24 protein-coding genes and 1 other RNA gene are annotated in these 25772 nt (G+C 54.3%); 9 read left to right on the top strand and 16 right to left on the bottom strand.

All coding sequences use genetic code 11. The features are described from left to right. Positions 1-31: 31 nt before the first annotated feature. Positions 32-610, bottom strand: coding sequence for a YecA family protein (locus tag ACN1CO_RS18425; protein ID WP_419140191.1), 579 nt, complete (start codon positions 608-610; stop codon positions 32-34). A gap of 170 nt (positions 611-780) precedes the next feature. Here ACN1CO_RS18425 and zapA point away from each other — a divergent pair, with 170 nt between their 5' ends. The 3 genes from zapA (at position 781) to ACN1CO_RS18410 (ending at position 2007) form a co-directional block, all read left to right on the top strand. Continuing rightward, a complete protein-coding gene (gene zapA, locus ACN1CO_RS18420; protein WP_090965854.1) occupies positions 781-1110 on the top strand; it encodes a cell division protein ZapA in 330 nt (109 codons plus the stop codon). A gap of 40 nt (positions 1111-1150) precedes the next feature. Next, positions 1151-1333: non-coding RNA, 6S RNA (gene ssrS, locus ACN1CO_RS18415), on the top strand. A 77-nt stretch (positions 1334-1410) separates the two neighbouring features. Further along, the gene (locus tag ACN1CO_RS18410) at positions 1411-2007 is read left to right on the top strand and encodes a 5-formyltetrahydrofolate cyclo-ligase (protein ID WP_419140190.1); all 597 of its coding nucleotides are present in this window, start codon (positions 1411-1413) and stop codon (positions 2005-2007) included. Positions 2008-2169: 162 nt separating this feature from the next. Here the strand turns inward: ACN1CO_RS18410 and serA are convergent, their stop codons facing one another. After that, positions 2170-3408, bottom strand: coding sequence for a phosphoglycerate dehydrogenase (serA, locus tag ACN1CO_RS18405; protein ID WP_419140189.1), 1239 nt, complete (start codon positions 3406-3408; stop codon positions 2170-2172). Positions 3409-3687: 279 nt separating this feature from the next. Then, the gene (rpiA, locus tag ACN1CO_RS18400) at positions 3688-4347 is read right to left on the bottom strand and encodes a ribose-5-phosphate isomerase RpiA (RefSeq protein ID WP_419140188.1); all 660 of its coding nucleotides are present in this window, start codon (positions 4345-4347) and stop codon (positions 3688-3690) included. Positions 4348-4529: 182 nt separating this feature from the next. Between rpiA and ACN1CO_RS18395 the strand changes: the two genes are divergently transcribed. After that, on the top strand, positions 4530-5435 hold the full coding sequence (locus ACN1CO_RS18395) for a LysR family transcriptional regulator ArgP (protein WP_009087111.1): 906 nt from the start codon (positions 4530-4532) through the stop codon (positions 5433-5435). 32 nt (positions 5436-5467) lie between these two features. On the opposite strand, the gene ACN1CO_RS18390 is transcribed toward ACN1CO_RS18395, so the two are convergent. The 7 genes from ACN1CO_RS18390 to tkt all read right to left on the bottom strand — a co-directional run bounded on the left by ACN1CO_RS18390 (position 5468) and on the right by tkt (position 13896). Beyond that, positions 5468-6190 carry an oxidative stress defense protein gene (locus ACN1CO_RS18390; protein WP_419140187.1) on the bottom strand — a complete coding sequence of 241 codons (723 nt, stop codon included), beginning with the start codon at positions 6188-6190 and terminating at the stop codon, positions 5468-5470. 144 nt (positions 6191-6334) lie between these two features. Further along, a complete protein-coding gene (gene argO / locus ACN1CO_RS18385; protein ID WP_419140186.1) occupies positions 6335-6958 on the bottom strand; it encodes an arginine exporter ArgO in 624 nt (207 codons plus the stop codon). Positions 6959-7082: 124 nt separating this feature from the next. Beyond that, a complete protein-coding gene (gene mscS, locus ACN1CO_RS18380; protein ID WP_419140185.1) occupies positions 7083-7964 on the bottom strand; it encodes a small-conductance mechanosensitive channel MscS in 882 nt (293 codons plus the stop codon). Positions 7965-8166: 202 nt separating this feature from the next. Further along, positions 8167-9246, bottom strand: coding sequence for a class II fructose-bisphosphate aldolase (gene fbaA, locus ACN1CO_RS18375; protein WP_003852838.1), 1080 nt, complete (start codon positions 9244-9246; stop codon positions 8167-8169). A gap of 105 nt (positions 9247-9351) precedes the next feature. Further along, positions 9352-10515 (bottom strand): phosphoglycerate kinase, encoded by a 1164-nt coding sequence (gene pgk, locus ACN1CO_RS18370; protein ID WP_419140184.1) that lies wholly within the window; start codon positions 10513-10515, stop codon positions 9352-9354. Between the two features lie 51 nt (positions 10516-10566). After that, positions 10567-11586, bottom strand: a complete 1020-nt coding sequence (gene epd, locus ACN1CO_RS18365) for an erythrose-4-phosphate dehydrogenase (RefSeq protein ID WP_419140183.1) — start codon at positions 11584-11586, stop codon at positions 10567-10569. Between the two features lie 315 nt (positions 11587-11901). Further along, positions 11902-13896: a transketolase gene (tkt, locus tag ACN1CO_RS18360; protein ID WP_419140182.1), complete on the bottom strand. Its 1995-nt coding sequence runs from the start codon at positions 13894-13896 to the stop codon at positions 11902-11904. 271 nt (positions 13897-14167) lie between these two features. Between tkt and ACN1CO_RS18355 the strand changes: the two genes are divergently transcribed. After that, positions 14168-14923 (top strand): M48 family metallopeptidase, encoded by a 756-nt coding sequence (locus ACN1CO_RS18355; protein ID WP_419140181.1) that lies wholly within the window; start codon positions 14168-14170, stop codon positions 14921-14923. Between the two features lie 64 nt (positions 14924-14987). On the opposite strand, the gene ACN1CO_RS18350 is transcribed toward ACN1CO_RS18355, so the two are convergent. From ACN1CO_RS18350 to speA, 3 genes are all read right to left on the bottom strand, one after another. Beyond that, complete coding sequence (locus ACN1CO_RS18350; RefSeq protein WP_419140180.1) at positions 14988-15398, bottom strand: YidB family protein; 411 nt, start codon at positions 15396-15398, stop codon at positions 14988-14990. 192 nt (positions 15399-15590) lie between these two features. Next, positions 15591-16511, bottom strand: a complete 921-nt coding sequence (speB, locus tag ACN1CO_RS18345; protein WP_419140179.1) for an agmatinase — start codon at positions 16509-16511, stop codon at positions 15591-15593. Positions 16512-16680: 169 nt separating this feature from the next. Continuing rightward, the gene (gene speA / locus ACN1CO_RS18340; protein ID WP_090965877.1) at positions 16681-18657 is read right to left on the bottom strand and encodes a biosynthetic arginine decarboxylase; all 1977 of its coding nucleotides are present in this window, start codon (positions 18655-18657) and stop codon (positions 16681-16683) included. Positions 18658-18940: 283 nt separating this feature from the next. On the opposite strand from speA, the gene ACN1CO_RS18335 reads away from it, so the two are divergent. The 3 genes from ACN1CO_RS18335 to ACN1CO_RS18325 all read left to right on the top strand — a co-directional run bounded on the left by ACN1CO_RS18335 (position 18941) and on the right by ACN1CO_RS18325 (position 22582). Further along, the gene (locus ACN1CO_RS18335) at positions 18941-19267 is read left to right on the top strand and encodes a hypothetical protein (protein WP_419140178.1); all 327 of its coding nucleotides are present in this window, start codon (positions 18941-18943) and stop codon (positions 19265-19267) included. 233 nt (positions 19268-19500) lie between these two features. Beyond that, positions 19501-20652 (top strand): methionine adenosyltransferase, encoded by a 1152-nt coding sequence (metK, locus tag ACN1CO_RS18330; RefSeq protein ID WP_283547133.1) that lies wholly within the window; start codon positions 19501-19503, stop codon positions 20650-20652. Between the two features lie 532 nt (positions 20653-21184). Further along, the gene (locus ACN1CO_RS18325; protein WP_090965882.1) at positions 21185-22582 is read left to right on the top strand and encodes a sugar porter family MFS transporter; all 1398 of its coding nucleotides are present in this window, start codon (positions 21185-21187) and stop codon (positions 22580-22582) included. 80 nt (positions 22583-22662) lie between these two features. Here the strand turns inward: ACN1CO_RS18325 and ACN1CO_RS18320 are convergent, their stop codons facing one another. From ACN1CO_RS18320 to ACN1CO_RS18310, 3 genes are read right to left on the bottom strand one after another with little or no spacing between them, the layout of a single operon-like run. Beyond that, a complete protein-coding gene (locus ACN1CO_RS18320; protein ID WP_419140177.1) occupies positions 22663-23934 on the bottom strand; it encodes an O-antigen ligase family protein in 1272 nt (423 codons plus the stop codon). Then, positions 23924-25033 (bottom strand): glycosyltransferase, encoded by a 1110-nt coding sequence (locus ACN1CO_RS18315; protein WP_419140176.1) that lies wholly within the window; start codon positions 25031-25033, stop codon positions 23924-23926. The genes ACN1CO_RS18320 and ACN1CO_RS18315 overlap by 11 nt, the downstream gene beginning before the upstream one ends. Positions 25034-25092: 59 nt before the next feature. Continuing rightward, positions 25093-25215, bottom strand: a complete 123-nt coding sequence (locus ACN1CO_RS18310; RefSeq protein ID WP_419140175.1) for a hypothetical protein — start codon at positions 25213-25215, stop codon at positions 25093-25095. On the opposite strand from ACN1CO_RS18310, the gene ACN1CO_RS18305 reads away from it, so the two are divergent. Next, entirely contained in the window at positions 25214-25726 is a 513-nt protein-coding gene (locus ACN1CO_RS18305; protein ID WP_419140174.1) for a SprT family zinc-dependent metalloprotease, read from the top strand. The genes ACN1CO_RS18310 and ACN1CO_RS18305 overlap by 2 nt on opposite strands. Positions 25727-25772 lie beyond the last annotated feature (46 nt).

Raw genomic sequence — 25772 nt, 5'->3', positions numbered from 1 at the left:
AAACTGACCGGTTAAACTCGTTGACCTGAAATTAGTGTAGCGTCGGTTTTTGCACTTCTGGCGCGGTGGGCTGTGGACGGGTGAACGTATCGTGGCACAGCAGTGCCGCGACGCGCACATACTCGATCACCTCTTCCAGCGACTGCTCCAGCTCTTCCTGGTCTTCATCTTCTTCATAACCGAGCTGTGCGATGGTGCGCAGATCATCGATTGCTTCGCCGGTTTCGCCAGTGACTTTATCCAGTTTAGGCTGTGTTACGCCCAGGCCGAGCAGAAAATGGTTAACCCATCCGGCCAGCGCATCTGCACGGTCAAAGACGGTGATGTCGTCATCCTCAGGCAGCATTAGCTGAAACAGGAAGCCGTCATCTTCCAGTGTGATCGCCGTGTGCTCGTGCAGCGCCGCCAGCGGCACGGCAAGAGTGTGTGAAAACGCCATGCCTTCGTTAGCCAGATCGTGAACCAGCGTCTTCCAGCTGGTGTCCTGGTTACCGCCGCAGAGGATCCCGCTCAGCAGGCCGTGCATTTCAGCGGGCGTCATTCCAACGCCCTGCTGTGAGAGCACCGCCGCAAGCGCGTTGTAATCGGGGGTTGCGTTCTGTAAGGACATAAGTTTTCATCGTCGTTGGCAGAATAAGTTCGTGTTATGCTACCACTAGCTGCCTCAAGGTTTCCAGAAAAGGGGTTGTATCTTATTTCGTGGGTCTATATAGTTGCCCGCCTCCCAAGCCATTGACTGCTAAGGGAGTTGCGTGCGAAGTAATCAGTCAGGAAGGTGGCATGTCTGCACAACCGGTAGATTTACAAATTTTTGGTCGTTCGTTGAGAGTGAATTGTCCGCCAGAGCAGCAAGATGCGCTCAATAGCGCGGCTGAAGATCTCAATCAACGGTTGCAAGATCTAAAAGTTCGCACTAGAGTCACCAATACAGAACAACTGGTGTTCATCGCCGCGTTAAACGTCTGCCACGAGCTGGCGCAAGAGAAAGTGAAAACGCGCGATTATGCTGCTAATATGGAACAGCGTATCCGTATGTTGCAGCAGACGATTGAACAGGCATTAGTTGAGCAGGGTCGTATCTCTGATCGTGAGGGTGCGAAGTTCGAATAAAACTTCATGGTTGCTATACTCAAAGTAACGGTGAGGTAAATTTTCTCTGAGATGTTTGCATGTGGGCCAGTCCCCTGAGCCGATATTTCGAAAAAACAGAATGTGACGCTCGTAACCTGTGTGCATGCTCGGTTCGTCCGAGAAGCCTGATGGTTATGACGGCATGTTCACCTTGAACCAAGGGTTCAAGGGTTACAGCCTACGGCGGCATCTCGGAGATCTCTCTTCCTGTAGTCCTGCTTTCTTCCCCATACCGACATGTTATAGTCGCTGTTCAGCGACTTATCCGGCGGGGAAATTATGTCTGAACATCCTTCAATGATACAGCGTCAGGTTATCCGTCAGCAGGTACGCCATTTGCGTCGTGCGATGACTGATGACCAGCAGGCCCAGGCGGCCGAGCAACTCGCTGAACTCGCCCTTAACTACGCTCCGATTACTGCCGCGCGCAATATTGCACTCTTTTTGTCGGTTGATGGTGAGCTGAATACCCGTCCGCTGATTGCCAGGCTCTGGCATATGAAGAAAGCCGTCTATCTGCCGGTTTTGCACCCCTTTTCGCCCGGTAATTTACTGTTTCTGCGCTACTCGCCCGATACCCCATTGCACACCAATAAACTACGTATTCCTGAACCGCCGCTGGATATCCGGCAGTTGATCACGCTTGATCAGCTGGATCTGATGATAGTGCCGCTGGTGGCGTTTGATCAGCATGGGCAGCGACTGGGGATGGGTGGTGGCTTCTACGATCGCACCCTGCAGAACTGGCGACAGCACGGTTTTTTGCCGGTCGGTCTGGCACACGATTGTCAGCAGGTCGATCGCTTGCCGGTTGCGGAATGGGATGTGCCTTTACCGGCAGTGATGACCCCGTCAAAGCTCTGGCAGTGGGAGTAGAATTGTTAAGAAACAAGCGTAGTGAATCGCCTGAGATTGCTGGCAATTCTGCCCTGTTAGCGGTGAGATCGAGCCAGCGCAGGAAACACGGTCATATTTACCAGACTCAGGTTTCTCAATAGCCTGTAGCGCCACTAAACGCTACAGGCTGTAAAGATCCCCTTAGTAAAGCAAACGAGCGCGGATAGTGCCCGGAATCGCCTTCATCAGCTGCAGTGCGTTCTCTGTCACTTCTGGCTCTGCATCAATATCGATAACCACATAACCCATAAACGGCGAGGTTTGCAGATACTGTGCGGCGATGTTGATGCCCTGCTCTGCGAAAATCTGGTTGATGGCCGTCAGCACGCCTGGACGGTTCTCATGGATATGCAGCAGACGACTGGCGCTGATACCGTGAATCGGCAGTGATACTTCCGGGAAGTTAACCGCCGAGAGAGTCGAGCCGTTATCGGAATATTTCGCCAGCTTGCCCGCCACTTCAATCCCGATATTCTCCTGCGCTTCTTCCGTCGATCCGCCAATGTGCGGCGTCAGGATCACGTTGTCGAACTCACTCAGTGGAGAGATAAACGGCTCGCTGTTGGTGGCTGGCTCGGTCGGGAAGACGTCGATGGCTGCGCCACCCACATGCTTGCTGGCCAGCGCATCGCACAGCGCCGGGATATCGACCACGGTACCACGTGAGGCGTTAATCAGCAGTGCACCTGGCTTCATCTGCGCCAGCTGCTCTGCACCGATCATATCCTGTGTAGAAGCGGTTTCCGGCACGTGCAGGCTAACAACGTCGCTCATGTTGAGCAGGTCTGCCAGATGGCGTACCTGCGTGGCATTACCCAGCGGCAGCTTGTTTTCAATGTCGTAAAAGAAAACATGCATACCCAGGCTTTCTGCCAGCACGCCCAGCTGCATCCCGATATGACCGTAACCGATGATACCCAGCTTTTTACCACGCGCTTCAAATGAGCCTTTGGCAATCTTATTCCAGATACCACGGTGCGCTTTCGCATTCGCTTCGGGGATGCCACGCAGCATCAGCAGCATCTCACCAATCACCAGCTCCGCAACGGAGCGGGTATTCGAGAACGGCGCATTGAATACCGGAATCCCCCGGCTGGCAGCGGCCTGCAGATCAACCTGGTTGGTGCCGATACAGAAACAGCCAACAGCGACCAGCTTTTCAGCCGCCGCAAAAATCTCTTCAGTAAGCTGGGAGCGGGAACGGATACCAATGAAGTGCGCATCGCGGATTGATGCTTTTAACGCGTCAGAGTCCAGCGCGCCCTTGTGGAATTCGATGTTGGTATAGCCTGCAGCCCGCAGGTTTTCCAGCGCGCTCTGATGCACACCTTCCACCAGCAGGAACTTAATCTTATCTTTTTCCAGTGATACCTTTGCCATTTCCCGATCCTATTCAGCATTCAATGAGGACTACCATAAGCCAGCCTTCTGTCAAAATATCAAAAAAATCGCGTCCGGCAATACAAACGATTGCCCGGCAGCCAGCACGGCAACGGCTGACAGCCGCACATTGCCGGACAAAATCATGAGGTCGGCGAAGATGAGAGAACGAACCCACTGCCGATGACGCTTATGTGACATAAGTCACCAAATTTCACCGGTGTGAGAAAAGATGATTTGCAGGCAGAAATAACCGGCGCCGTTACAGCGCCAGACAGATCATTTTTTGATGGTTTTCACACCATCAGGCCCACCAATCAGTGCGATATCGGCTCCACGCGCGGCAAAAAGTCCGACGGTGACTACGCCAGGCAAGGCGTTGATGGTTTTTTCCAGCTCAATCGGATCGAGAATGCGGAGATTATGCACATCGAGAATAATGTTGCCGTTATCCGTGACCACGTTCTGACGATACTCAGGTAAGCCGCCCATTTTCACCAGTTGGCGCGCTACATAGCTGCGCGCCATCGGAATCACTTCAACCGGCAGCGGGAAACGGCCCAGCACATCCACCTCTTTTGAGGCGTCAGCGATACAGATAAAGGTCTCAGCCACTGCAGCCACGATCTTTTCACGCGTCAGCGCTGCACCGCCGCCTTTGATCATTTGCATCTGCGGGTTGATCTCATCCGCGCCATCAACGTACACCGACAGCACGTCAATCTCGTTCAGGTCGAACACCTGAATGCCCAGGCTTTTCAGCTTCTGGGTGGAGGCATCTGAGCTGGAGACGGCACCGTCGATCTGATGCCTGACCGTGGCAAGCGCATCGATAAAGTGAGCAGCGGTGGATCCTGTGCCTACGCCAACAATGGTGCCCGGCTGCACGTACTCAAGTGCAGCCCAGCCAACGGCTTTTTTCAGTTCATCCTGGGTCATGGTATGTTTAAAACCTGTGCGACAACGAAGTGCGCGTAGTATAAAACAAGGCTTGCTGAAAATGCTCGGCTGACCGACGTGGATTTATCGCTTTGGAAGCCAGCCCACAAAAAACAAGAGAGCCATCACAGGTGACACTTTTGTGGCATAGTGACGTCCACCCTGAAGGAGAGAGAAGAATAATGAAACGCCCGGATTATCGAACGCTTCAGGCGCTGGATTCAGTGATCCGCGAACGCGGATTTGAACGTGCCGCACAAAAATTGTGTATCACCCAGTCGGCAGTTTCACAGCGTATCAAGCAGCTGGAGAACCTGTTTGGGCAGCCGCTGCTGGTGCGTACCGTGCCGCCGCGTCCGACCGAACAGGGTCAGAAACTGCTGGCTTTGCTGCATCAGGTTGAGCTGCTGGAAGAGGAGTGGCTGGGCGATGAGAACAGTGGCACCACGCCGCTGCTGCTGTCGCTGGCGGTCAACGCCGACAGTCTGGCGACCTGGCTGCTGCCTGCGCTGAAAGATGTGCTGGCAGACTCCCCCGTCCGCCTGAATCTGCAGGTCGAAGATGAAACCCGCACCCAGGAGCGTCTGCGTCGGGGTGAAGTGGTGGGTGCGGTGAGTATTCAGCCGCAGCCGCTGCCCAGTTGCCTGGTGGATCAGCTCGGCGCGCTCGACTACCTGTTTGTGGCGTCACGCGACTTTGCCGATCGCTTCTTCCCGAACGGCGTCACCCGCTCAGCCCTGCTGAAAGCGCCTGCGGTGGCGTTTGATCATCTTGATGATATGCATCAGGCTTTCCTGCAGCAGAACTTTGATCTTTCACCGGGCAGCGTACCCTGCCACATCGTGAACTCCTCTGAAGCCTTTGTGCAGATGGCGCGGCAGGGTTCAACCTGCTGTATGATCCCGCATCTGCAGATTGAGCGTGAGCTGGCGAGCGGTGAGTTAATCGATTTGACGCCGGGTCTGTATCAGCGGCGGATGCTCTACTGGCATCGGTTTGCGCCGGAAAGCCGGTTAATGCGTCGGGTGACCGATGCGCTGATTGCGCATGGACATCGGGTGCTGCGTCAGGATGACGTGGCAGCCTGAAAACAAAAACGGGGCGAAAGCCCCGTTTTGCATTATGGCGTGTTGGGCTTAATCTCAAACACCACATCAACCTGATCGTCAAAGTTGATGCTCTGCTGATCGTAGGTCTCCTGCGCCGTGGTATCTGCCGCTGCAGCCGCTTTATACATGCGGTTCATTGGCATCGGCTGATAGTTGGCAACCTGATAACGAATGCTGTAGATCGATCCCAGCTTCGCGTTAAAGCCTTCAGCCAGTTCTGATGCCTGCTGAGTCGCGTTTTTAATCGCTGCTTTACGCGCCTGCTCTTTGTAGCTTTCCGGATTTGCCACGCCTAACTCAACGCTGCGCACCTCATTCAGACCGGACTTCAGTGCTCCGTCCAGCAGATCATTCAGCTTGTCCAGCTGACGCAGCGTGACCTGCACCTGACGCACCGCACGGTAGCCTTTCAGTACCGATTTACCCTCTTTGGTGTAATCGTACTCTGGCTGCGTGCTCAGGTTGGCCGCATCGATATCTTTCTTCTCAATGCCGTTTTTCTGCAGAAAATCGAAATATTGTGCAACCCGGCTATCTGCCTGCTTCTTCGCATCTGCGGCATCTTTTGACGACACATTCACTACGATAGAGAGCGTCGCGATATCGGGACGGGCATCGACCGTTGCCTTGCCTGAGGTCACCACGTGCGGTCCGTTCGGTAACTCATCAGCGTATACGCCAGGCAATGCCCCGACGCTCATGATTGCGGCCAGAGCCAATGCTTTCAGTTTCATGAAAGTCCTCCTTGAAAAGGTCACTATGACGGCTTCCAACCGGCGAAGCCCAAAAGCGCATCGGTATGCGCCATGCTTTGAGTGGTCATTATGGCAAAAGTTCGCCCTCAGCGCGGCAATTACCGCCCTGGATCGGGGCAGAGATCAAAATCCGGCAATCCCCTGGCGCGCCAGTTGCAAAGCAATAAACCACATCACAGCCCCCACCAGCAGGTTAATAATGCGCTGTGCTTTCGCAGTTCGCAGGCGCGGTGAGAGCCATGCGGCCAGCAGAGCCAGGCCGAAGAACCAGAGGATCGACGCGCTGATGGTGCCCAGGGCAAACCACTGACGCGCCGTGGTGGTCGGCAACTGACCGCCAAGACTACCCAGCACCACAAAGGTGTCGAGATAGACGTGTGGATTGAGCCAGGTTACCGCCAGCAGCGTCGCGATAATGCGTCCCCTGCTCTGCTTTAACGGCTCGCCATTCGCCAGATCGGCATCGCCACGAAAGGCGCTTCGCAGCGCACCCCAGCCATACCACAACAGAAACGCCACGCCCGCCCAGGTGATGATCATCAGCAGCAGCGGAGACTGGCTCAGCAAGGCGCTGCCGCCAAAGATGCCGCCGCATATCAGCAGAATATCGCTTAGCGAACAGAGTGCCGCCGTCATCAGATGGTATTGACGCTTAACGCCCTGATTCATCACAAATGCATTTTGCGGCCCCAGTGGCAGGATCAGCGCAGCACCGAGGGCAAGCCCTTGTAAGTAGAGAGATAACACAGGATTACGTCCTCACATGGTCAGATGTGGGGAAGTATAATGAGAGGAGATGATTAGCGGAAATTGAAAGAATTAATCTGTGATTAGCAAAATTAATGGGCGACAGAAGCCGCCCAGTAAAGGGTTACTGCGGCTGTACCTGAGTTTCTGTGGTTTCAGGCGCGGATTTCTGATGCAAATGCACATCCATCTGCGGATAAGGAATACCGATTCCTTTGCCATCCAGCGCACGCTTGAAGTTCTTCAGCAGATCCCAGTAGACGTCCTGCAGGTCTCCACTGTTGCTCCAGCAACGCACCACGAAGTTCATTGAAGACGCGGCCAGTTCATTAAGACCGATCTGGATGCCCTTCTCTTTCAGAACGCGGCTATCGGCTTCAACAACCTGCTTCAGTAGAGCGATCACTTCATCCACATCTGCTTCATAAGCCACACCAATGATAAATTCATTGCGGCGAACCGGCTCTCGCGAGAAGTTGACGATGTTTCCGCTGATAATCTTGCCGTTAGGCACGACGACGATTTTGCCGTCAGCCGTTCTCAGTGTGGTAGAAAAAATCTGCACATGCAGCACGGTTCCCATCACGCCGCCCAGGTCAACGAACTCGCCGGTGCGGAATGGACGGAAAGTCACCAGCAGGACGCCTGCGGCCAGGTTTGAGAGCGAACCCTGTAAGGCAAGACCCACGGCCAGACCGGCGGCACCCAGTACGGCAATTACCGAGGCCGTCTGTACGCCAATGCGTCCCAGTGCGGCGATAATGGTGAAGGCGATAACCCCGTAGCGCACCAGCGCAGAGAGGAAGTCTGCCACGGTCGCGTCGATGTGACGGGCGCGCAGCAGGCGATTCACGGCATTGGAGATGATACGGGCGATGATCATCCCGATGATAATGATGGCAATAGCCGCAACGATATTCACGGCATAGCTGATAATCAGCGCCTGATTGCGAACCAGCCAGTTACCTGCGTTATTTAATCCGTCGACGACGTGTAAATCTTCCATTAATAAGCCCTGTTGTTAGATTCCCACCGGGAATGAAAAAACTGCCAGATGACATCCGACACCCTGCTACCAAGGGTAAACAATTATCAGTCAGAGTGCCAAACGACACGGCATTTATGCTCTGTTTTCCAGAAATGAGGTATAAAAAAAGGCCCTTCCGGGCCTTTTTTGTACTGAAAACTATTTATACATAGAATGTCAGTTACAGAACGTCGACAGCGTTAAGCTCTTTGAAAGCCTGCTCCAGACGCACGACCATAGAGGCCTGGGCAGAACGCAGCCAGACGCGTGGGTCGTAGTATTTCTTGTTTGGCTTGTCGTCGCCTTCCGGGTTACCCAGCTGCGACTGCAGATAGCCTTCGTTCTTTTTGTAGTACTGCAGGATGCCGTCCCAGGTTGCCCATTGGGTATCGGTATCGATGTTCATCTTGATCACGCCGTAGCTGATAGACTCTTCGATTTCTGCAGCAGAAGAACCTGAACCGCCGTGGAAAACGAAGTCCAGCGCGTTATGCGGCAGACCATGTTTTTCACACACGAATTTCTGCGAATCACGCAGAATGGTTGGGGTCAGTTTCACGTTACCTGGCTTGTACACGCCGTGTACGTTACCGAATGAAGCCGCAATGGTGAAGCGCGGGCTGATAGCATTCAGTTTTTCGTAGGCATAGTTCACATCTTCTGGCTGGGTGTAAAGCGCAGAGGCGTCCATATGGCTGTTATCAACGCCATCTTCTTCACCACCGGTGCAGCCCAGTTCGATTTCCAGTGTCATGTCGAGTTTCGCCATGCGCGCCAGGTACTTGCTGCTGATTTCGATGTTCTCTTCCAGTGACTCTTCTGACAGGTCGATCATGTGAGAAGAGAAGAGTGGCTTACCGTTTTTCTGGAAGTACTCTTCACCCGCGTCCAGCAGACCGTCGATCCACGGCAGCAGTTTCTTAGCGCAGTGGTCAGTGTGCAGGATAACCGGCACGCCATACTGCTCTGCCATCAGGTGAACATGGTGTGCACCGGCGATAGCGCCGAAGATTGCCGCGCCCTGTGGTTTGTCAGTCTTGAAGCCTTTACCCGCGATAAATGCCGCACCACCGTTAGAGAACTGGATGATGATTGGCGCTTTTACTTTCGCCGCTGCTTCCAGTGCCGCATTGATAGAGTCGGTGCCGACGCAGTTTACGGCTGGCAGTGCGAATTTGTTCTCTTTCGCAACTTTGAAGATCTTCTGTACGTCATCACCAGTGACAACGCCGGGTTTTACGAAATCAAAAATTTTAGACATGATTGTGTCCTGTTTCGTGACCGTTGTTCCCCTTGAGGAACGTCGATTTAAACGCCCTGACGGGCAAGACTTCAGGCGATGCCGTGTGGCATCGCCCCCAAAGGATTACTGCTTCGCACGCTCTTCCAGCATGGCAACTGCAGGCAGTGTTTTACCTTCCACGAACTCAAGGAACGCGCCGCCGCCGGTAGAGATGTAGGAAATTTTGTCTTCGATGCCGAACAGGTCGATAGCCGCTAAGGTATCGCCGCCGCCTGCAACAGAGAAGGCATCGCTGTCTGCAATGGCGTTAGCCACGATCTCGGTGCCTTTACGGAAGTTAGGGAATTCAAACACGCCTACCGGGCCGTTCCACAGGATGGTTTTAGCATCCTTCAGGATAGCAGCCATGGCCTGAGCGGTTTCATCGCCGAAGTCCATAATCTCTTCGTTATCCGCCACTTCCGAAACCTTTTTCACGGTCGCTGGCGCAGTTTCAGAGAATTCTGTGCCGACACGTGAGTCAGTTGGAACCGGGATACCGTGCTGATCGCGCAGGCCTTTAGCCGCTTCAACGAAGTCTGGTTCATAGAGTGATTTACCGACATTGTTGTCGATAGCCACGAAGGTGTTCGCGATGCCGCCGCCCACAATCACGGTGTCCGCGATTTTGACCAGAGACTGCAGCACGTCAAATTTGGTAGAGACTTTAGAACCGCCGACCACAGCCACCAGTGGACGCTCAGGGTTGCTCATGACTTTACCCAGCGCTTCCAGTTCTGCAGAGAGCAGCGGACCGGCACAGGCGATAGGAGAAAATTTGCCAACGCCGTGAGTAGAAGCCTGCGCACGGTGCGCAGTACCAAACGCGTCCATCACGAATACGTCGCACAGGGCAGCGTATTTTTTAGACAGTGCTTCGTCATCTTTCTTTTCGCCTTTGTTAAAGCGAACGTTTTCCAGCACTACCAGTTCGCCAGCGCCAACTTCAACGCCGTCGAGGTAATCTTTTGCCAGGGTCACTTTGGTGCCGCTCAGCTTGTCTTTCAGGTAATTAACTACCGGCAGCAGCGAGAACTCTTCATTGTATTCACCTTCGGTCGGACGACCCAGGTGAGAGGTAACCATTACTTTCGCGCCCTGTTTCAACGCCGCTTCAATGGTTGGCAGAGAAGCACGGATACGTGCATCAGACGTCACTTTACCTTCTTTAACTGGTACGTTCAGATCGGAACGGATCAGAACGCGTTTACCAGCCAGATCCAGATCGGTCATCTTAATTACAGACATGGTGAATCCTCTCGTTGATTCTCATAAGTTTTGCCAGACGCAAACCGCGTCTTACCTGAAACCGCTTGCGGCCATCGCTAACGTCGTGTCGAGCATTCGGTTAGCAAAGCCCCATTCATTGTCACACCAGACCAGTGTCTTGATAAGGTGTTGACCGCTGACCCGCGTTTGTGTTCCGTCCACAATGGCACTGTGCGGATCATGGTTAAAATCTACTGAGACTAACGGTAATTCCGTGTAGTCAACTATACCACGAAATGCCCCTTCTGCCGCGCTTCGCAACAAGGTGTTAACGTCACCCGCCGTTACCGCGTTATGCACAGAAACGCTGAGATCAATGGCCGTCACGTTAATCGTCGGGACGCGAACGGCTATCGCCTCAAAGCGATCGTTGAATTTCGGAAAAATACGGGTAATGCCTGCCGCCAGACGGGTATCCACCGGGATGATCGACTGACTGGCGGCGCGGGTGCGGCGCAGATCGCTGTGATAGGCGTCGATCACCTGCTGATCGTGCATCGCCGAGTGGATCGTGGTGACGGTGCCGGATTCGATACCAAACTCATCATCCAGCAATTTAATGACCGGGATAATGCAGTTCGTGGTACAGGAAGCGTTGGAAACGATGCGGTCGCTGGCGGTCAGATACTGCTCGTTAACGCCGTACACAACGGTGGCGTCGAGATCGTTTCCGCCGGGATGGGAGAACAGAACTTTTTTAGCACCCGCCTGCAGATGGGCTTCGCCATCAGCCCGCGAGCCATAGACGCCGGTGCAGTCCAGCACCACATCCACGTCGAGTTCACGCCACGGCAAATCGGCTATGTCTGCACGGTGCAGAATGCGCAGGGTATCGCCCCCTACCCACATGACATCGCGCTCCTGGCGGACATCGAAAGCAAAGCGGCCATGGCTGGTATCGTATTTCAGCAGGTGCGCCATACCGGTGGCTTCTGCCAGCTCGTTAATCGCGACCACGGTGATCTCTGCTCGTCGGCCCGTCTCATAGAGCGCGCGCAGGACGTTGCGTCCAATCCGGCCAAAACCATTTATCGCTACCCGTACCGTCATTTCTCTCCTGCCACGTCAGACTGAAAAAAACGTGCCGTTAGCCTGAGCGTTTCACTGCACTTTGTACAGGAGATTCTTACCCGGCATTGTCCGAAATCAGGGCGGTTTGTCCGGCGACTGAAACGGTTCAGCCAGAATAATAGAAGGAAGGAATAACAGGAATGATTGCGATCAATCTGACTGCTTAAATTTGGATCTGCGTCACAAAAATAAGCCTGAAACGTTTATTACTGCAGGAATAAAAAAGCAAAAGGGACGAATGGCTCGTCCCTTTAATTTCACTGCCAGACGGGAGCAGACCCGCCTGGCCGGTTTTTACGCCAGCAGCGCTTTCGCTTTTGCGACCACGTTGTCGACGGTAAAGCCAAACAGCTCGAACAGCTGATCCGCAGGAGCAGATTCACCGAAGCTGGTCATACCCACGATAGCGCCGTTCAGGCCGGTGTATTTGAACCAGTAATCAGCAATGCCCGCTTCGATAGCCACGCGCGCGCTGACCGCTTTTGGCAGCACAGATTCACGGTACTCATCGCTCTGCTTGTCGAATGCATCTGTTGACGGCATAGAGACCACGCGTACTTTGCGGCCTTCGCTGGTGAGTTTGTCCCAGGCACCCACAGCCAGTTCAACTTCTGAACCGGTCGCGATCAGGATCAGCTCAGGCGTACCATTGCAATCTTTCAGCACGTAACCACCGCGCGTCACATTAGCCAGCTGCGTGGTGTCACGTTCCTGCTGCGCCAGGTTCTGACGGGAGAAGATCAGCGCCGTCGGGCCATCCTGACGTTCGATGGCATATTTCCACGCAACGGCGGATTCAACCTGGTCACATGGACGCCACAGGCTCATGTTTGGTGTGGTGCGCAGGCTCGCCATCTGCTCAACAGGCTGATGCGTCGGGCCATCTTCGCCCAGACCGATAGAGTCGTGGGTGTAGACCATGATCTGACGGATCTTCATCAGTGCCGCCATGCGCGCTGCGTTACGCGCATATTCAACGAACATCAGGAAGGTGGCGGTGTAAGGCAGGAAGCCGCCGTGCAGCGCCAGACCATTGGCGATGGCGGTCATACCGAACTCGCGCACGCCGTAATGGATGTAGTTGCCTGCCGCATCTTCGTTGATTGGCTTAGAGCCAGACCAGATAGTCAGGTTGCTCGGTGCCAGGTCGGCTGAGCCGCCCAGATATTCCGGCAGGATTTTACCAAAGGCTTCGATAGCATTCTGAGAGGCTTTACGGCTGGCGATCTTCGCCGGGTTCGCCTGCAGCTGCTCAACGAATTTCTGAGACTCTTCATGCCAGTTAGCAGGCAGTTCGTTGCTCACGCGACGTTTGAATTCCGCAGCCAGTTCAGGATGTGCCTGCGCATAGGCAGCGAATTTCTCATCCCATGCTGCTTCTTTCGCCTTGCCTGCTTCTTTCGCGTCCCACTCAGCGTAGATGTCAGAAGGAATAACGAACGGTGCGTAGTTCCAGCCCAGCTGTTTGCGGGTCAGTGCCACTTCGTCATCACCCAGCGGTGCGCCGTGTGAATCATGGGTGCCCGCTTTGTTGGGTGAACCGAAGCCGATAACGGTTTTGCACATCAGCAGTGAAGGCTTGTCGCTGACGCTCTTCGCTTCGTCGATCGCTTTAGAAATGGCATCTGCATCGTGACCATCCACGCCGCGCACCACGTGCCAGCCGTACGCTTCAAAGCGCTTAGCGGTGTCATCGGTGAACCAGCCATCGATGTGACCGTCGATAGAGATACCGTTGTCATCATAGAACGCAACCAGTTTGCCCAGCTTCAGCGTACCCGCCAGAGAGCAGACTTCGTGCGAGATACCTTCCATCATGCAGCCATCACCCATGAAGACATAGGTGTTGTGGTCTACGATGTCATGACCCGGACGGTTGAACTGTGCAGCCAGCGTGCGCTCAGCAATGGCGAAGCCGACGGCGTTCGCGATGCCCTGCCCCAGCGGACCAGTAGTGGTTTCAACGCCCACGGTGTAACCATATTCAGGGTGACCTGGAGTTTTAGAGTGCAGCTGGCGGAAGTTTTCCAGTTCGCTCATTGGCAGATCGTAGCCGGTCAGGTGCAGCAGGCTGTAGATCAGCATGGAGCCGTGACCGTTAGAAAGCACGAAACGGTCGCGGTCGGCCCACAGCGGGTTGGTTGGGTTGTGGTTCAGGTAGCCGCGCCAGAGTACTTCAGCGATGTCCGCCATGCCCATAGGGGCACCCGGATGTCCCGATTTCGCTTTCTGTACTGCATCCATACTTAACGCACGAATGGCGTTGGCAAGCTCTTTACGAGAGGGCATTTTCTACTCCAGGTCGGATTAATGCTTCGCACCTTAACTTATTGTTATTAATGAGTTACCGGGCAAAACAAGGAAAAAGTTGCCAATCAATGTACATGAAAATCGGGTCAAAAGTACATGTTGTAAAACGCTAAATGTAACCGCTTCGTATGGCTTTTCCGGCCAACTCTGCTAGCAAAGTGCAGACTGGCACGCTATAACCAAATCGTTTATTCACCTGACTGAGTTTCAGGTGTTTGTTTTTCTTACCTTGTTATGGATGGGATACAGCATGAAAATCAAAAAAATGGTGTTAGCACTGGGTCTGACGACGCTGCTCAGCGGCTGTCAGGGTTTAGACAATAATGCGCTGATGCAGTCGGGCGCGCAGGCGTATCAGGCTTATTCCCTGAGCGACGATCAGGTAAAGCTTCTGAGCGACAAATCCTGTGAGCAGATGGACAAAGATAATCAGATTGCGCCCGCTAACAGTGAGTATCAGCAGCGTCTGAACAAGATTGCCGCCGCGCTGGGCGACAACATCAACGGCGTTCCCGCGAACTACAAGGTTTATCAGACCAAAGACGTCAACGCCTGGGCAATGGCAAACGGCTGTATCCGCGTTTACAGCGGCCTGATGGATATGATGACCGACAATGAAGTGGAAGGCGTGCTGGGCCATGAGATGGGCCACGTGGCGTTAGGCCATACGCGTAAAGCGATGCAGGTGGCATATGCCACGACCGCAGCCCGCACGGCAGCGGCCTCTGTGGGCGGTGTGATCGGTTCACTGTCACAGTCGCAGCTGGGTGAAATGGGTGAAAAGCTGGTCAATGCGCAGTTCTCCCAGACGCAGGAATCGCAGGCGGATGACTACTCCTACGATTTGATGAAGAAGCGCAACATCAATCCAGAGGGTCTGGTGACCAGCTTCGAAAAACTGGCAAAGCTGGAACAGGGACGTCAGAGCTCAATGTTTGACTCGCACCCGGCTTCTGAAGCACGCGCCGCGCACATCCGTGAGCGTATCGCAGCTGACGCGAAGTAACGCATAACCCAGGCGCATGCGCGGTGCATGCGCCTGTAAAACGTGTCAGTTCAGCATCACAGACCTAACGTTTGAATATCTGATCCACCATCGAACCTAAATCGAGTTTGTTCTCGTGCAGCGATGCTTCATCCATATGCCCCTGAGGTGACATCTTGTCGATCAGCTGCGGCAGAATAACCGCCAGCGTGCCCGCTGCGCCCTTAACGTCGGTTCCCAGCTTATCTGCCAGTGACTGCAACTCAGCCTGACCAAACGCAGAGTGGATGTCGCTGTGTTCTACCGGCTGATTAGCCCCGGTGCCGATCCACGAACCAAACACCTCGCCCAGCCCGCCCTGCTGGAATTTTTGCAGCAGCACTTCAATGCCGCCCTGCTCCTGCACCCAGTGCCAGACTGCCTGCAACTGTCCGGGCAGATGCCCTTCACTCTGATTGCCCTGCAGCGATCCCGCCAGTTCATCAAGAAAGCCCATGATTGTCTCCACGTTGAGAATTGATATCAGTCAGTTTAGTTGCTGATGCGTGGTTACGCCTGAGGCGCGTGCGCTATCACAAGGGGAGAAAAATCCGGAGGGGGAAAGCGGATGGAGATCGTTACTGGCATTGCGCCGCTTCAGGTGGCGGCGCAAAGCCTGCCGGATTGACCCGGCAGGCTTAGGACGGGATTAGCCTTTGTTCGCAGCCTGAACATGCAGCATATCCAGCGCCAGCGTCGCCGCCGCCAGTGCCGTCAGATCAGCGTGATCGTAACCCGGTGCCACTTCCACCAGATCCATGCCGACAATGTTCATGCCCTGCAGGCCACGGATCAGCTTGGTCGCTTTATCGGTGGTCAGGCCGCCAATGACCGGCGTGCCGGTGCCAGGCGCATGCGCCGGATCCAGACAGTCAATGTCGAAGGTCAGATAGATCGGCAGATCGCCGACGGTGCGTTTCACTTCGGCAAGGATATCGTCAACGCTACGGTCGTTGACCTGCGCCGCATCCAGCACGTTAAAGCCCAGGCTCTTGTCGAATTCGGTACGGATACCGATCTGCACAGAGTGCTGTGGATCGATAAGGCCTTCTTTCGGCGCGGTGAAGAACATGGTGCCGTGGTCGAAAGTCGGGCCATTGGAGTAAGTGTCGGTATGCGCATCGAAATGCACCAGCGCCATCTTGCCGAAATGTTTCGCATGGGCGCGCAGCAGTGGCAGCGTAACGTAGTGGTCGCCGCCAAAAGTCATCATGCGCTTGCCATTGGCCAGCAATTTTTCCGCGTGGGCCTGTAATTTGTCAGAGAGATCCTGCGAGTCACCGAACGCATAAACCAGATCGCCGCAGTCGACGACGTTCAGACGCTGACGCAGGTCGAAATCCCACGGCCAGCGGCAGCATTCCCAGGCCAGATTGGTGGAGATCTGACGAATGGCGCCAGGGCCCAGGCGGCTGCCCGGACGACCCGAGGTTGCAGCATCAAACGGCACACCGGTGATAACCCACTCGGCGTCGCTGTCGTAAGGCTGGAAATTCAGCGGAAAACGCATGAAGCCAAAGGCGTTAGAAACCAGGGAATTGTCGTACTGATTGCCAAGAGTGTTATACATAATTGCTCTCTCTATGTGCGTAAGTCGGGCCAGGCCCGCAAACCATTAAGGCTGAGATAAAAAAATCCCCTCCGCGTCGTTAGGCCCGACGAGGAAGGGATTGAGTGAGTCAGATTATCGACATAGTTAACGGCAACTGCAATATACGATTGCGGGCTGCCAGAGCCGATTATTCATCTTCTAAATAGGTGTATCCGTAGAGGCCGCTCTCAAACTCTTCCAGGAACTGCGCGCGCAGCTCTTCGTCAAGATCGGACGCCTGCACCTGATTGCGGAACAGCGCCATCAGCTCGTTGGGATCAAGCTGCACGTAGCGCAGCATGTCCGCCACGGTGTCGCCTTCATCGGAGAGCTGGACTTCCACATCGCCATTTTCACGTGCGTAGACATCCACCGCTTCGGTGTCACCGAACAGGTTGTGCATGTTGCCCAGGATTTCCTGATAAGCACCGACCATGAAGAAGCCCAGCATTGGCGGGTTATCCAGGTCATATTCCGGCATCGGCATGGTGGTCGCGATACCGTCGCCATCCACGTAGTGATCGATGGTGCCATCGGAGTCACAGGTGATGTCGAGCAGCACGGCGCGGCGCTCCGGCTTCTTGTTCAGCCCTTCGAGCGGCAGTACCGGGAACAGCTGATCGATACCCCACGCATCCGGCATCGACTGGAACAGCGAGAAGTTAACGTAGATCTTATCCGCCATCCGCTCCTGCAGTTCGTCGATGATCGGACGGTGCGCACGGTTGCTGGGATCGAGATGCTGCTGAATATAGTGGCAGATGCTCAGATAGAGCTGCTCAGCCCATGAACGCTGTTTAAGATCGTAGGTACCGGACGAGTAGCCGGTATGGATATCAAACAGATCCATCTGGCTGTCGTGCAGCCATTCACGCAGCGAACGGCGGGTGCTTGGCTCGTGCATCTCCTGCCAGGTTTCCCACATGCTGAGGATCGGGCGCGGCGCATCCGCATCCGGCGTTTCAGGTTCGCTGAACTCGTTGCGCTCTACACCAATGATGTTGGAGACCAGCACCGTGTGGTGCGCGGTCACGGCACGACCCGACTCGGTAATCACCGTCGGATGCTCCAGACCGTGCTCATCACAGGCCGCACCAATCGCCCAGATCACGTTGTTGGCGTACTCATTCAGGCCATAGTTGACCGAGCAGTCAGACTGCGAGCGCGTTCCTTCGTAATCGACGCCCAGACCGCCGCCGACATCGAAGCATTTGATGTTAACGCCCAGCTTCGCCAGTTCGACGTAGAAACGTGCCGACTCACGCACGCCGGTAGCGATGTCGCGGATGTTGGACATCTGCGAACCCAGATGGAAATGCAGCAGCTGCAGGCTGTCGATGCGACCCGCTTCGCGCATGATCTCAACCAGCTTCAGCACCTGCGTTGCAGACAGGCCAAACTTCGACTTTTCGCCGCCGCTCGACTGCCATTTACCGGAGCCCTGTGAAGCCAGACGCGCACGGATACCGAGACGCGGCACCACATTCAGACGCTCCGCTTCTTCCAGCACCAGTCGCACTTCTGTCATCTTCTCCAGCACCAGATAGACCTTGTGGCCCATCTTCTCGCCGATCAGCGCCAGACGAATATATTCGCGGTCTTTATAGCCGTTACAGACAATCACTGAGCGGGTCTGACCGGCGTGCGCCAGCACGGCCATCAGCTCTGCTTTCGAGCCCGCTTCCAGTCCCAGCGGTTCACCAGAGTGGATCAGTGATTCGATGACGCGTTTGTGCTGGTTAACTTTGATCGGGTAAACCAGGAAGTAGTCACCTTTGTAACCGTAAGATTCACGCGCACGTTTAAAGGCGGCATTAATCGAACGCAGACGGTGCTGCAGAATCTGTGGGAAGCAGAACAAGGCGGGCAGACGCTGGCCCTGTGCTTCGCGCTCTTTAACCAGGCGGGCTAAGTCGACGCGCACGTCCGGACGATCCGGATCGGGGCAGACACTGATGTGGCCCAGTTCGTTAACGTCGTAATAGTTGTTGCCCCACCAGGCGATGTTGTACGTACGCAACATTTTGCTCGCATCCTGATCGTTCATTGCAACCTCCTGCATGGAGCGGAGTGCACCCTGTTCGCCAGCTGACGAACCTTTGATATTCTTCATGTCGTCAGACATCGCGAACCTCAATTTTCCGTTGAAAGATAAAACTATTAACCGGCTTTATGGCCGCTAATCTGAAAACCTGTTGCCACATTAAACGCATTGTCCTGTTCACCTGACGTTGCCGTCAGCGCGATTCACGCATGAGAGTTAAGTGTAAAACACCCTGGCCATCTCCGTTTAAACAGAGAACAGTTAACTGTTTTGTATTGACCATGGATAACCTGCGTCGTTCCGCTGCGCGGACGCAGAGAAGAGACAAAACTGGTAGAGCAGAGATAAAGATTAGCCGGCGCCTGTGTCGGTAAAATTACCGCATCGGACATATTGTCGGCAGGAAAAAGAAACAGATGGGAGGCAGGAGAGAGCCAGTGCCGCGCTACAGCGCAAAGAACCGGAAGAAGAAAAAGCGTGGTTCATTACTTGTATCACCTCCGCATATGCCAGGGGCACATGGAAAACAACCTGGGTGAAAGCCAGACCAGAGTCTGACAGGCGCGACGCAAACCGTGGCGTCATCCTTACTGCTGCAATCGAAGCAGCGGCGTTTTATACCGTTTACGGCCCTAAAAAGCAAAAAGATAATCCGGGAATTGCGTGGAGTGTCAGCAAATTATGCCGATAACGGTTAAAGGTTAAGCGCCGAAACAGAAAAAGGGCTGGTAATTGGTTTCCCCTCTATCCTAAAATAGCCGTCCAGATGGTTTTCCATCTAAACAGGTTATTATCCAGGCGGTGTCAGCCTGCTGTGCTGACACAACCTCACTGCTCGCGGCTTTGCCTGAAGGGGCGTCAGGTCAGACAACCTCACTGGCGCTATGCAGTCGTACTCAAACCATATTTAAGGTAAAGAACAGAATGGCTAAACACCTTTTTACGTCCGAGTCCGTATCAGAAGGACATCCCGATAAAATCGCCGACCAGATCTCCGATGCTGTGCTGGATGCGATCCTGGAACAGGATCCTAAAGCGCGCGTGGCCTGCGAAACCTACGTTAAAACCGGTATGGTGCTGGTTGGCGGTGAAATCACCACCAGCGCCTGGGTCGATATCGAAGAGATCACCCGTCAGACCGTACGTGAAATCGGCTATGTTCATTCCGATATGGGCTTTGATGCCAACTCCTGCGCGGTATTAAGCGCGATTGGTAAACAGTCTCAGGATATCAACCAGGGCGTTGACCGCACCGATCCGCTGGAACAGGGCGCGGGCGACCAGGGCCTGATGTTCGGCTATGCCACCAACGAAACAGACGTATTGATGCCTGCGCCGGTGACCTATGCGCACCGTCTGGTTCAGCGTCAGGCTGAAGTACGTAAAAACGGCACCCTGCCGTGGCTGCGTCCGGATGCCAAGAGCCAGGTCACTTTCCAGTATGACGATGGCAAAATCGTCGGCATCGATGCCGTCGTGCTCTCTACTCAGCACGCGGAATCCATTAGCCAGAAAGATCTGCAGGAAGCCGTGATGGAAGAGATCATCAAGCCGGTTCTGCCAGCAGAATGGCTGAGCGCCTCAACCAAATATCACATCAACCCGACCGGTCGCTTTGTGATCGGCGGCCCGATGGGCGATTGCGGTCTGACCGGTCGTAAAATCATCGTAGACACCTACGGCGGTATGGCACGTCACGGTGGCGGTGCGTTCTCTGGTAAAGATCCTTCTAAAGTTGACCGCTCTGCAGCCTATGCGGCGCGTTATGTGGCGAAAAACATCGTTGCTGCCGGTCTGGCTGACCGTTGTGAAATCCAGGTCTCCTACGCTATCGGCGTAGCGGAACCGACTTCCATCATGGTGGAAACCTTCGGCACCGAGAAAATCTCTACTGAACAGCTGACCCTGCTGGTACGCGAGTTCTTCGACCTGCGTCCATATGGTCTGATTCAGATGCTGGATCTGCTGCACCCAATCTATAAAGAGACCGCCGCTTACGGTCACTTTGGTCGTGAACATTTCCCGTGGGAAAAAACCGACAAAGCTGCCCTGCTGCGTGAAGCCGCTGGCCTGTAAGGTCAGCGACTGCTGATAAAACCCTGCCCCTGCGGCGGGGTTTTTTATCGCCTTTTTAGCCCCACGGCTAACCGGAGATTTTTTGCTTCCGCCATCCTTCTGAACGACCTGACCGCACCGTTTTCAGAGCGCGCCCGACGACGAAAAACAGAATATTTCCGGCATCTCCTTCACTCTGCAGCAAATTTTCAATTCTCAACTACAATTCCTTTCGCTTTTTCTGACGACTAAATGTTAGCGATTACAAATTGAAATGCTTTGTTTATCCGATATTTAGGAATTAACGCACGTAGTTATTATGCTGAAAATGCGTTATTTTCAGCGTCGTCTGATAGCCACTAAATAGAGCATTGTCAGAAACTTAATGAGTGCTATACCTCACTGGTTAATTAATCTTTCCGGGAAAAATATGCTGAATTTCAGGGTTTCAGCGTGTGTAAGCGATTACACTGATGTGATCAGGCTCACTTTTTTCCCGCAAATGGTTTTTTAACATTGATAAAAACAATGATGGATAAACCTGGAGGCTAAAATGCCTGGCAATACACACAAAAGCAGAACTTCAAATAAGGCGATGACCTTATTTGTCTGCTTTCTGGCGGCCCTTGCGGGACTGCTGTTCGGTCTGGATATCGGCGTTATTGCCGGTGCCCTGCCGTTTATCGCAAAGGACTTTAACGTCACTCCTCATCAGCAGGAGTGGATCGTCAGCTCCATGATGTTTGGTGCGGCGGTCGGTGCTATCGGCAGCGGCTGGATGTCATCCCGTCTGGGCCGTAAGAAAAGCCTGATGGCGGGTGCGATTCTGTTCGTTATCGGTTCACTCTGGTCGGCGATGTCGCCAAACCCGGAAATGCTGATCAGCGCCCGCGTTCTGCTGGGACTGGCTGTCGGTATCGCCTCTTATACCGCCCCGCTTTATCTTTCTGAGATCGCTCCGGAAAAAATTCGCGGCAGTATGATTTCGCTTTACCAGCTGATGATCACCATCGGTATTCTGGGTGCTTACCTGACCGATACGGCGTTCAGCTTTACCGGCAACTGGCGCTGGATGCTGGGCATCATCACTATTCCGGCACTGCTGTTGCTGGTCGGTGTTTTCTTCCTGCCAAACAGCCCACGCTGGCTGGCGGCGCGAGGCAACTTCCGCGATGCACAACGCGTACTGGATCGTCTGCGTGACACCAGCGAGCAGGCAAAACGTGAGCTGGAAGAGATTCGTGAAAGCCTGAAGGTCAAGCAGTCTGGCTGGGGTCTGTTCACCAGCAGCAGCCACTTCCGTCGCGCGGTTTATCTCGGCATCCTGTTGCAGGTGATGCAGCAGTTTACCGGCATGAACGTCATCATGTATTACGCGCCAAAAATCTTTGAAATCGCAGGCTTCACCAACACCACCCAGCAGATGTGGGGCACGGTGATTGTAGGTCTGGTCAACGTACTGGCGACCTTCATTGCTATTGGTCTGGTGGATCGCTGGGGTCGTAAACCTACCCTGATTCTGGGCTTTATGGTGATGGCAGCCGGTATGGGCGTGCTGGGCACGATGCTGCACTTCGGCATTCACTCTGCGGGCGCACAGTACTTCGCGGTCGGTATGCTGCTGATGTTCATCATCGGTTTTGCCATGTCAGCCGGTCCGTTGATCTGGGTACTCTGTTCCGAAATTCAGCCGCTGAAAGGCCGCGACTTCGGTATCACTGTCTCCACGACCACCAACTGGATCGCGAACATGATCGTAGGTGCGACCTTCCTGACCATGCTGAATACGCTGGGCAACGCGAACACCTTCTGGGTCTATGGACTGCTTAACCTGTTCTTCATCCTGCTGACGGTGATGCTGATTCCTGAGACCAAAAACGTCTCGCTGGAACACATTGAACGTAACCTGATGGCCGGTAAGAAACTGCGCGACATCGGTTCACGCGACTAACATTCCCTGATAAAAACGCGGTAAAAAAAACGGCGGGGTTTCTCTGGAAACCCCGCCGTTTTTATTGGTTCAGACAGGCACTACGCAGACGTCACCCGCGTCTCCGGCAGCGGCCGCCGTATGCAGCAGAGCGCCAGCGCCATCATGAAAATGGTCGCGGTCTGATTGTAGGGCAGCACCGAATCGGTCAGGCCGGAGATAAACAGCCCCAGCACCGGCAGCGCCACGCCGCGCAAATCGCACTTCTTCAGCACGCCGCCAAGCACCGTCAGATAGATCAGCGCCAGCGACAGAGTACCCAGCCAGCCCTGCAATGAGGTGACTTCGAGAAACTCGTTGTGCATGTTGTATTTAACGTTGGTGTAGCCTTCAACGTTGAGAGGATAGTGCGCCATGATGAACTGACGCGCCTCAGTGGTGCGCGCATCCGGCGTCGCAAAGCCGCCGCCATGATGCTCTATAAAGTTGACCGCCCCACCCCAGATAGCCACACGTGCGCCCAGCGAGGTCGAACTGTTTGAGCCATAGTTCTCAATATCCTGCACCCCTTCCACCCAGCGGTTGCTGGTCATCAGGATCAGCACCGCCAGCACGCCCACCAGCAGAGCGCTAATCCGCCAGTTAGTCAGCAGCGACAGCCGATAGGTCTGCACCAGGAACAGCAGGCCCACAGCAATCAGCGCAATCAGGGTCACGCGGGTGCCACACAGGTAGAGCAAGGCAAAGGTCACCGCCAGCACAACGACATCAGCCACCTTCCAGTACGAGTGCGTCTCAAAGCGGCTTAGCCACAACCAGGCACAGTAGATAAACAGAATCATGTAAGAGGACATCGAGGCCGCTTCGGTGGTGAGCTTGATGCGGATATTCGCGGTATAGAGATGCTCATGAATACCAAAGCCCAGCGTGATCAGCAGTCCGACCAGGATTAAGCCTCGTCCGACGCGCAGCGTGGTTGCAGAGACCCGATGCCCGTAGATAGCCAGACTGAGCAGCACAAAGGCCCCCAGCAGCAGCCGCTTCGCCCCCAGCAGATAGTTGCCGATATTGGTGATGGCATCGTGTGAGGGCGCGGTCTCAATCCCCTTCACGTGTATCGCCCAGAAGAGACGGAGCAGGGCGAAAATAATCAGCACAGCAAACAGGGCGAGATAAAAACCGTTCTCTTTAAAATCCACGCGCCTGCGCACCACGCCATACAGCACGGACGCGACGGAGAGATAGGAGACCAGATAGAATATTTTTTGCGGCAGGCCGGTGACAAACATATTCAGTGACAGCGCCAGGCAAAGCGCAATGACTGAAAAATTAACTATTAACGTTAATCCATTGCGACTGATTTTATTCGTCATGCTTAACCTCAGTAAGACGGTTAAACACACTCATCAGGTGCTTCATATAATTTTCCTCATAAAAACCGGTGATGCTCGCTTTAATAACCTGATGATCAGGGAAGTGGAAATCCCCGCTCATGGCGTTGAGAATCGCGGCCAGCGCCATGCTGTCATTAGTGGGGTAGAGTTGGCCATTGAGACCGTTCTGAATAATTTCTGACGGGCCGCTGATGCAGTCGGATGAGACGCAGTAAACGCCACGCGATATCGCTTCCAGCAGGATCAACGGGAAGCCTTCGAAGTTCGAGGTCATAAGCAGACAGGTGACCTGTTTGATATGCTCGCGGACATACTCCCACGCGTTCTCCTGCCAGCCATGCCAGGTGATGCGATCCTGAATGCCGAGTTCCGCCACGTAGTGCTGACACTGCGTCAGATCTTCCCCGTCGCCCACAATATCCAGCGTCCAGGGCGCATCCAGATGCTTTAACGCATCAAACAGGTCTTTAAGCTGTTTCTGCCGCTGAAAATGAACGCGACCGATATAGAGAAACTTCAGCCCCAGCGGTCTGCCGATAACGACGTCATTACGCCTGATCGGGTTATAGATAACGTCAACGTTAGTAGCGCGTGCACCCAACTCCACCAACTGCTCTTTGATCTGCTTACTGATGGCAAAATGGTGATCGGCCCGCAGCAGATAATGGGGGCGATATCGTTCACGCGGAGGCAGGTGCATCCAGCTAGACAGGACGATTTTACGCCCTGACAGCGTAATGGCCCGGCGCGTCATCAGACAGGGAATGGTGTTGAGCGTCAGGACATGATCGGGCTGATAGCGACGAAAGAAGGCGGCCATTCTCAGCGTATGAATAAGATTTTTTATCTTCTTATTCCGCAGCGTGCAGATGCTCTCTGCCAGAACGGCGTTAGCGGTCCAGGCGCGTGACTGGCTCTCCTCTCCGCTGTTAATAATAAACAGCCCCGCTTCCGTTCCAGGTTCCGCATTCAGAGCCGTGATCAACTGACCGGTGACATTTTCCATACCACCCCGACCGGCCATCAGATCCGTCACCAGCACAATCCGTTGTTTCCTGACGTTATCATTATTTTTCATTGCTTTATCCATGCTCTGTGCCGTTCGCTACTCATCCATCCACTCTGCGGTGAACATTATTAATAGGATATTCTAAAAAAGCCCATAACCATATTTAAACCAGAATTTTTCCCCCAGCCAGAACCGCGCCGGTCGCTGCCAGCGTTGAGTTCCTGCGCGGCGGCGATTATCCTGAGCGCCATGAAAACTCCTCGTCTCCCCATTGCCCTGCAGCAGGCCGTGATGCGCTCACTGCGCCAGTCGCTTGAGCGTGCAAATCAGGCACTGAAAACCGCTTATCCGGAACCGAAACTGCTCTATCAGCAGCGCGGAACGGCGGCGGGTACCGCCTGGCTTTCCGCCTGGGAGATCCGCATCAATCCGGTGCTGCTGCTGGAAAATCAGCAGGCGTTTATCGATGAAGTGGTGCCGCACGAGCTGGCGCATCTGCTGGTCTGGAAGCAGTTCGGTCGCGTTGCACCGCATGGTAAAGAGTGGAAGTGGATGATGGAGCAGGTACTGGGCGTTCCGGCACGCCGCACCCATCAGTTTGAGATCGCCTCCGTGCGCAGCAACACCTTTGCTTACCGCTGTCAGTGTCAGCAGCATCAGCTGACGGTGCGACGCCATAATCGGGTGCTGCGTAAAGAGAGTGAATATCGCTGCGTGCACTGTGGCAGCCTGCTGATCGCAGGCGAGTTTGTCGCTTCCTGAGAACAATCCCCATTCCGCCCTATTCCACATTCTGTTAACCTGCCGC

The sequence above is a fragment of the Pantoea sp. R13S299 genome (assembly GCF_048515925.1).
In the GTDB taxonomy this organism is placed as follows: Bacteria; Pseudomonadota; Gammaproteobacteria; order Enterobacterales; family Enterobacteriaceae; genus Pantoea.
The sequence above is the reverse complement of the archived record's forward strand: the minus strand, read 5'-3'. Positions and strand labels throughout refer to the sequence as shown.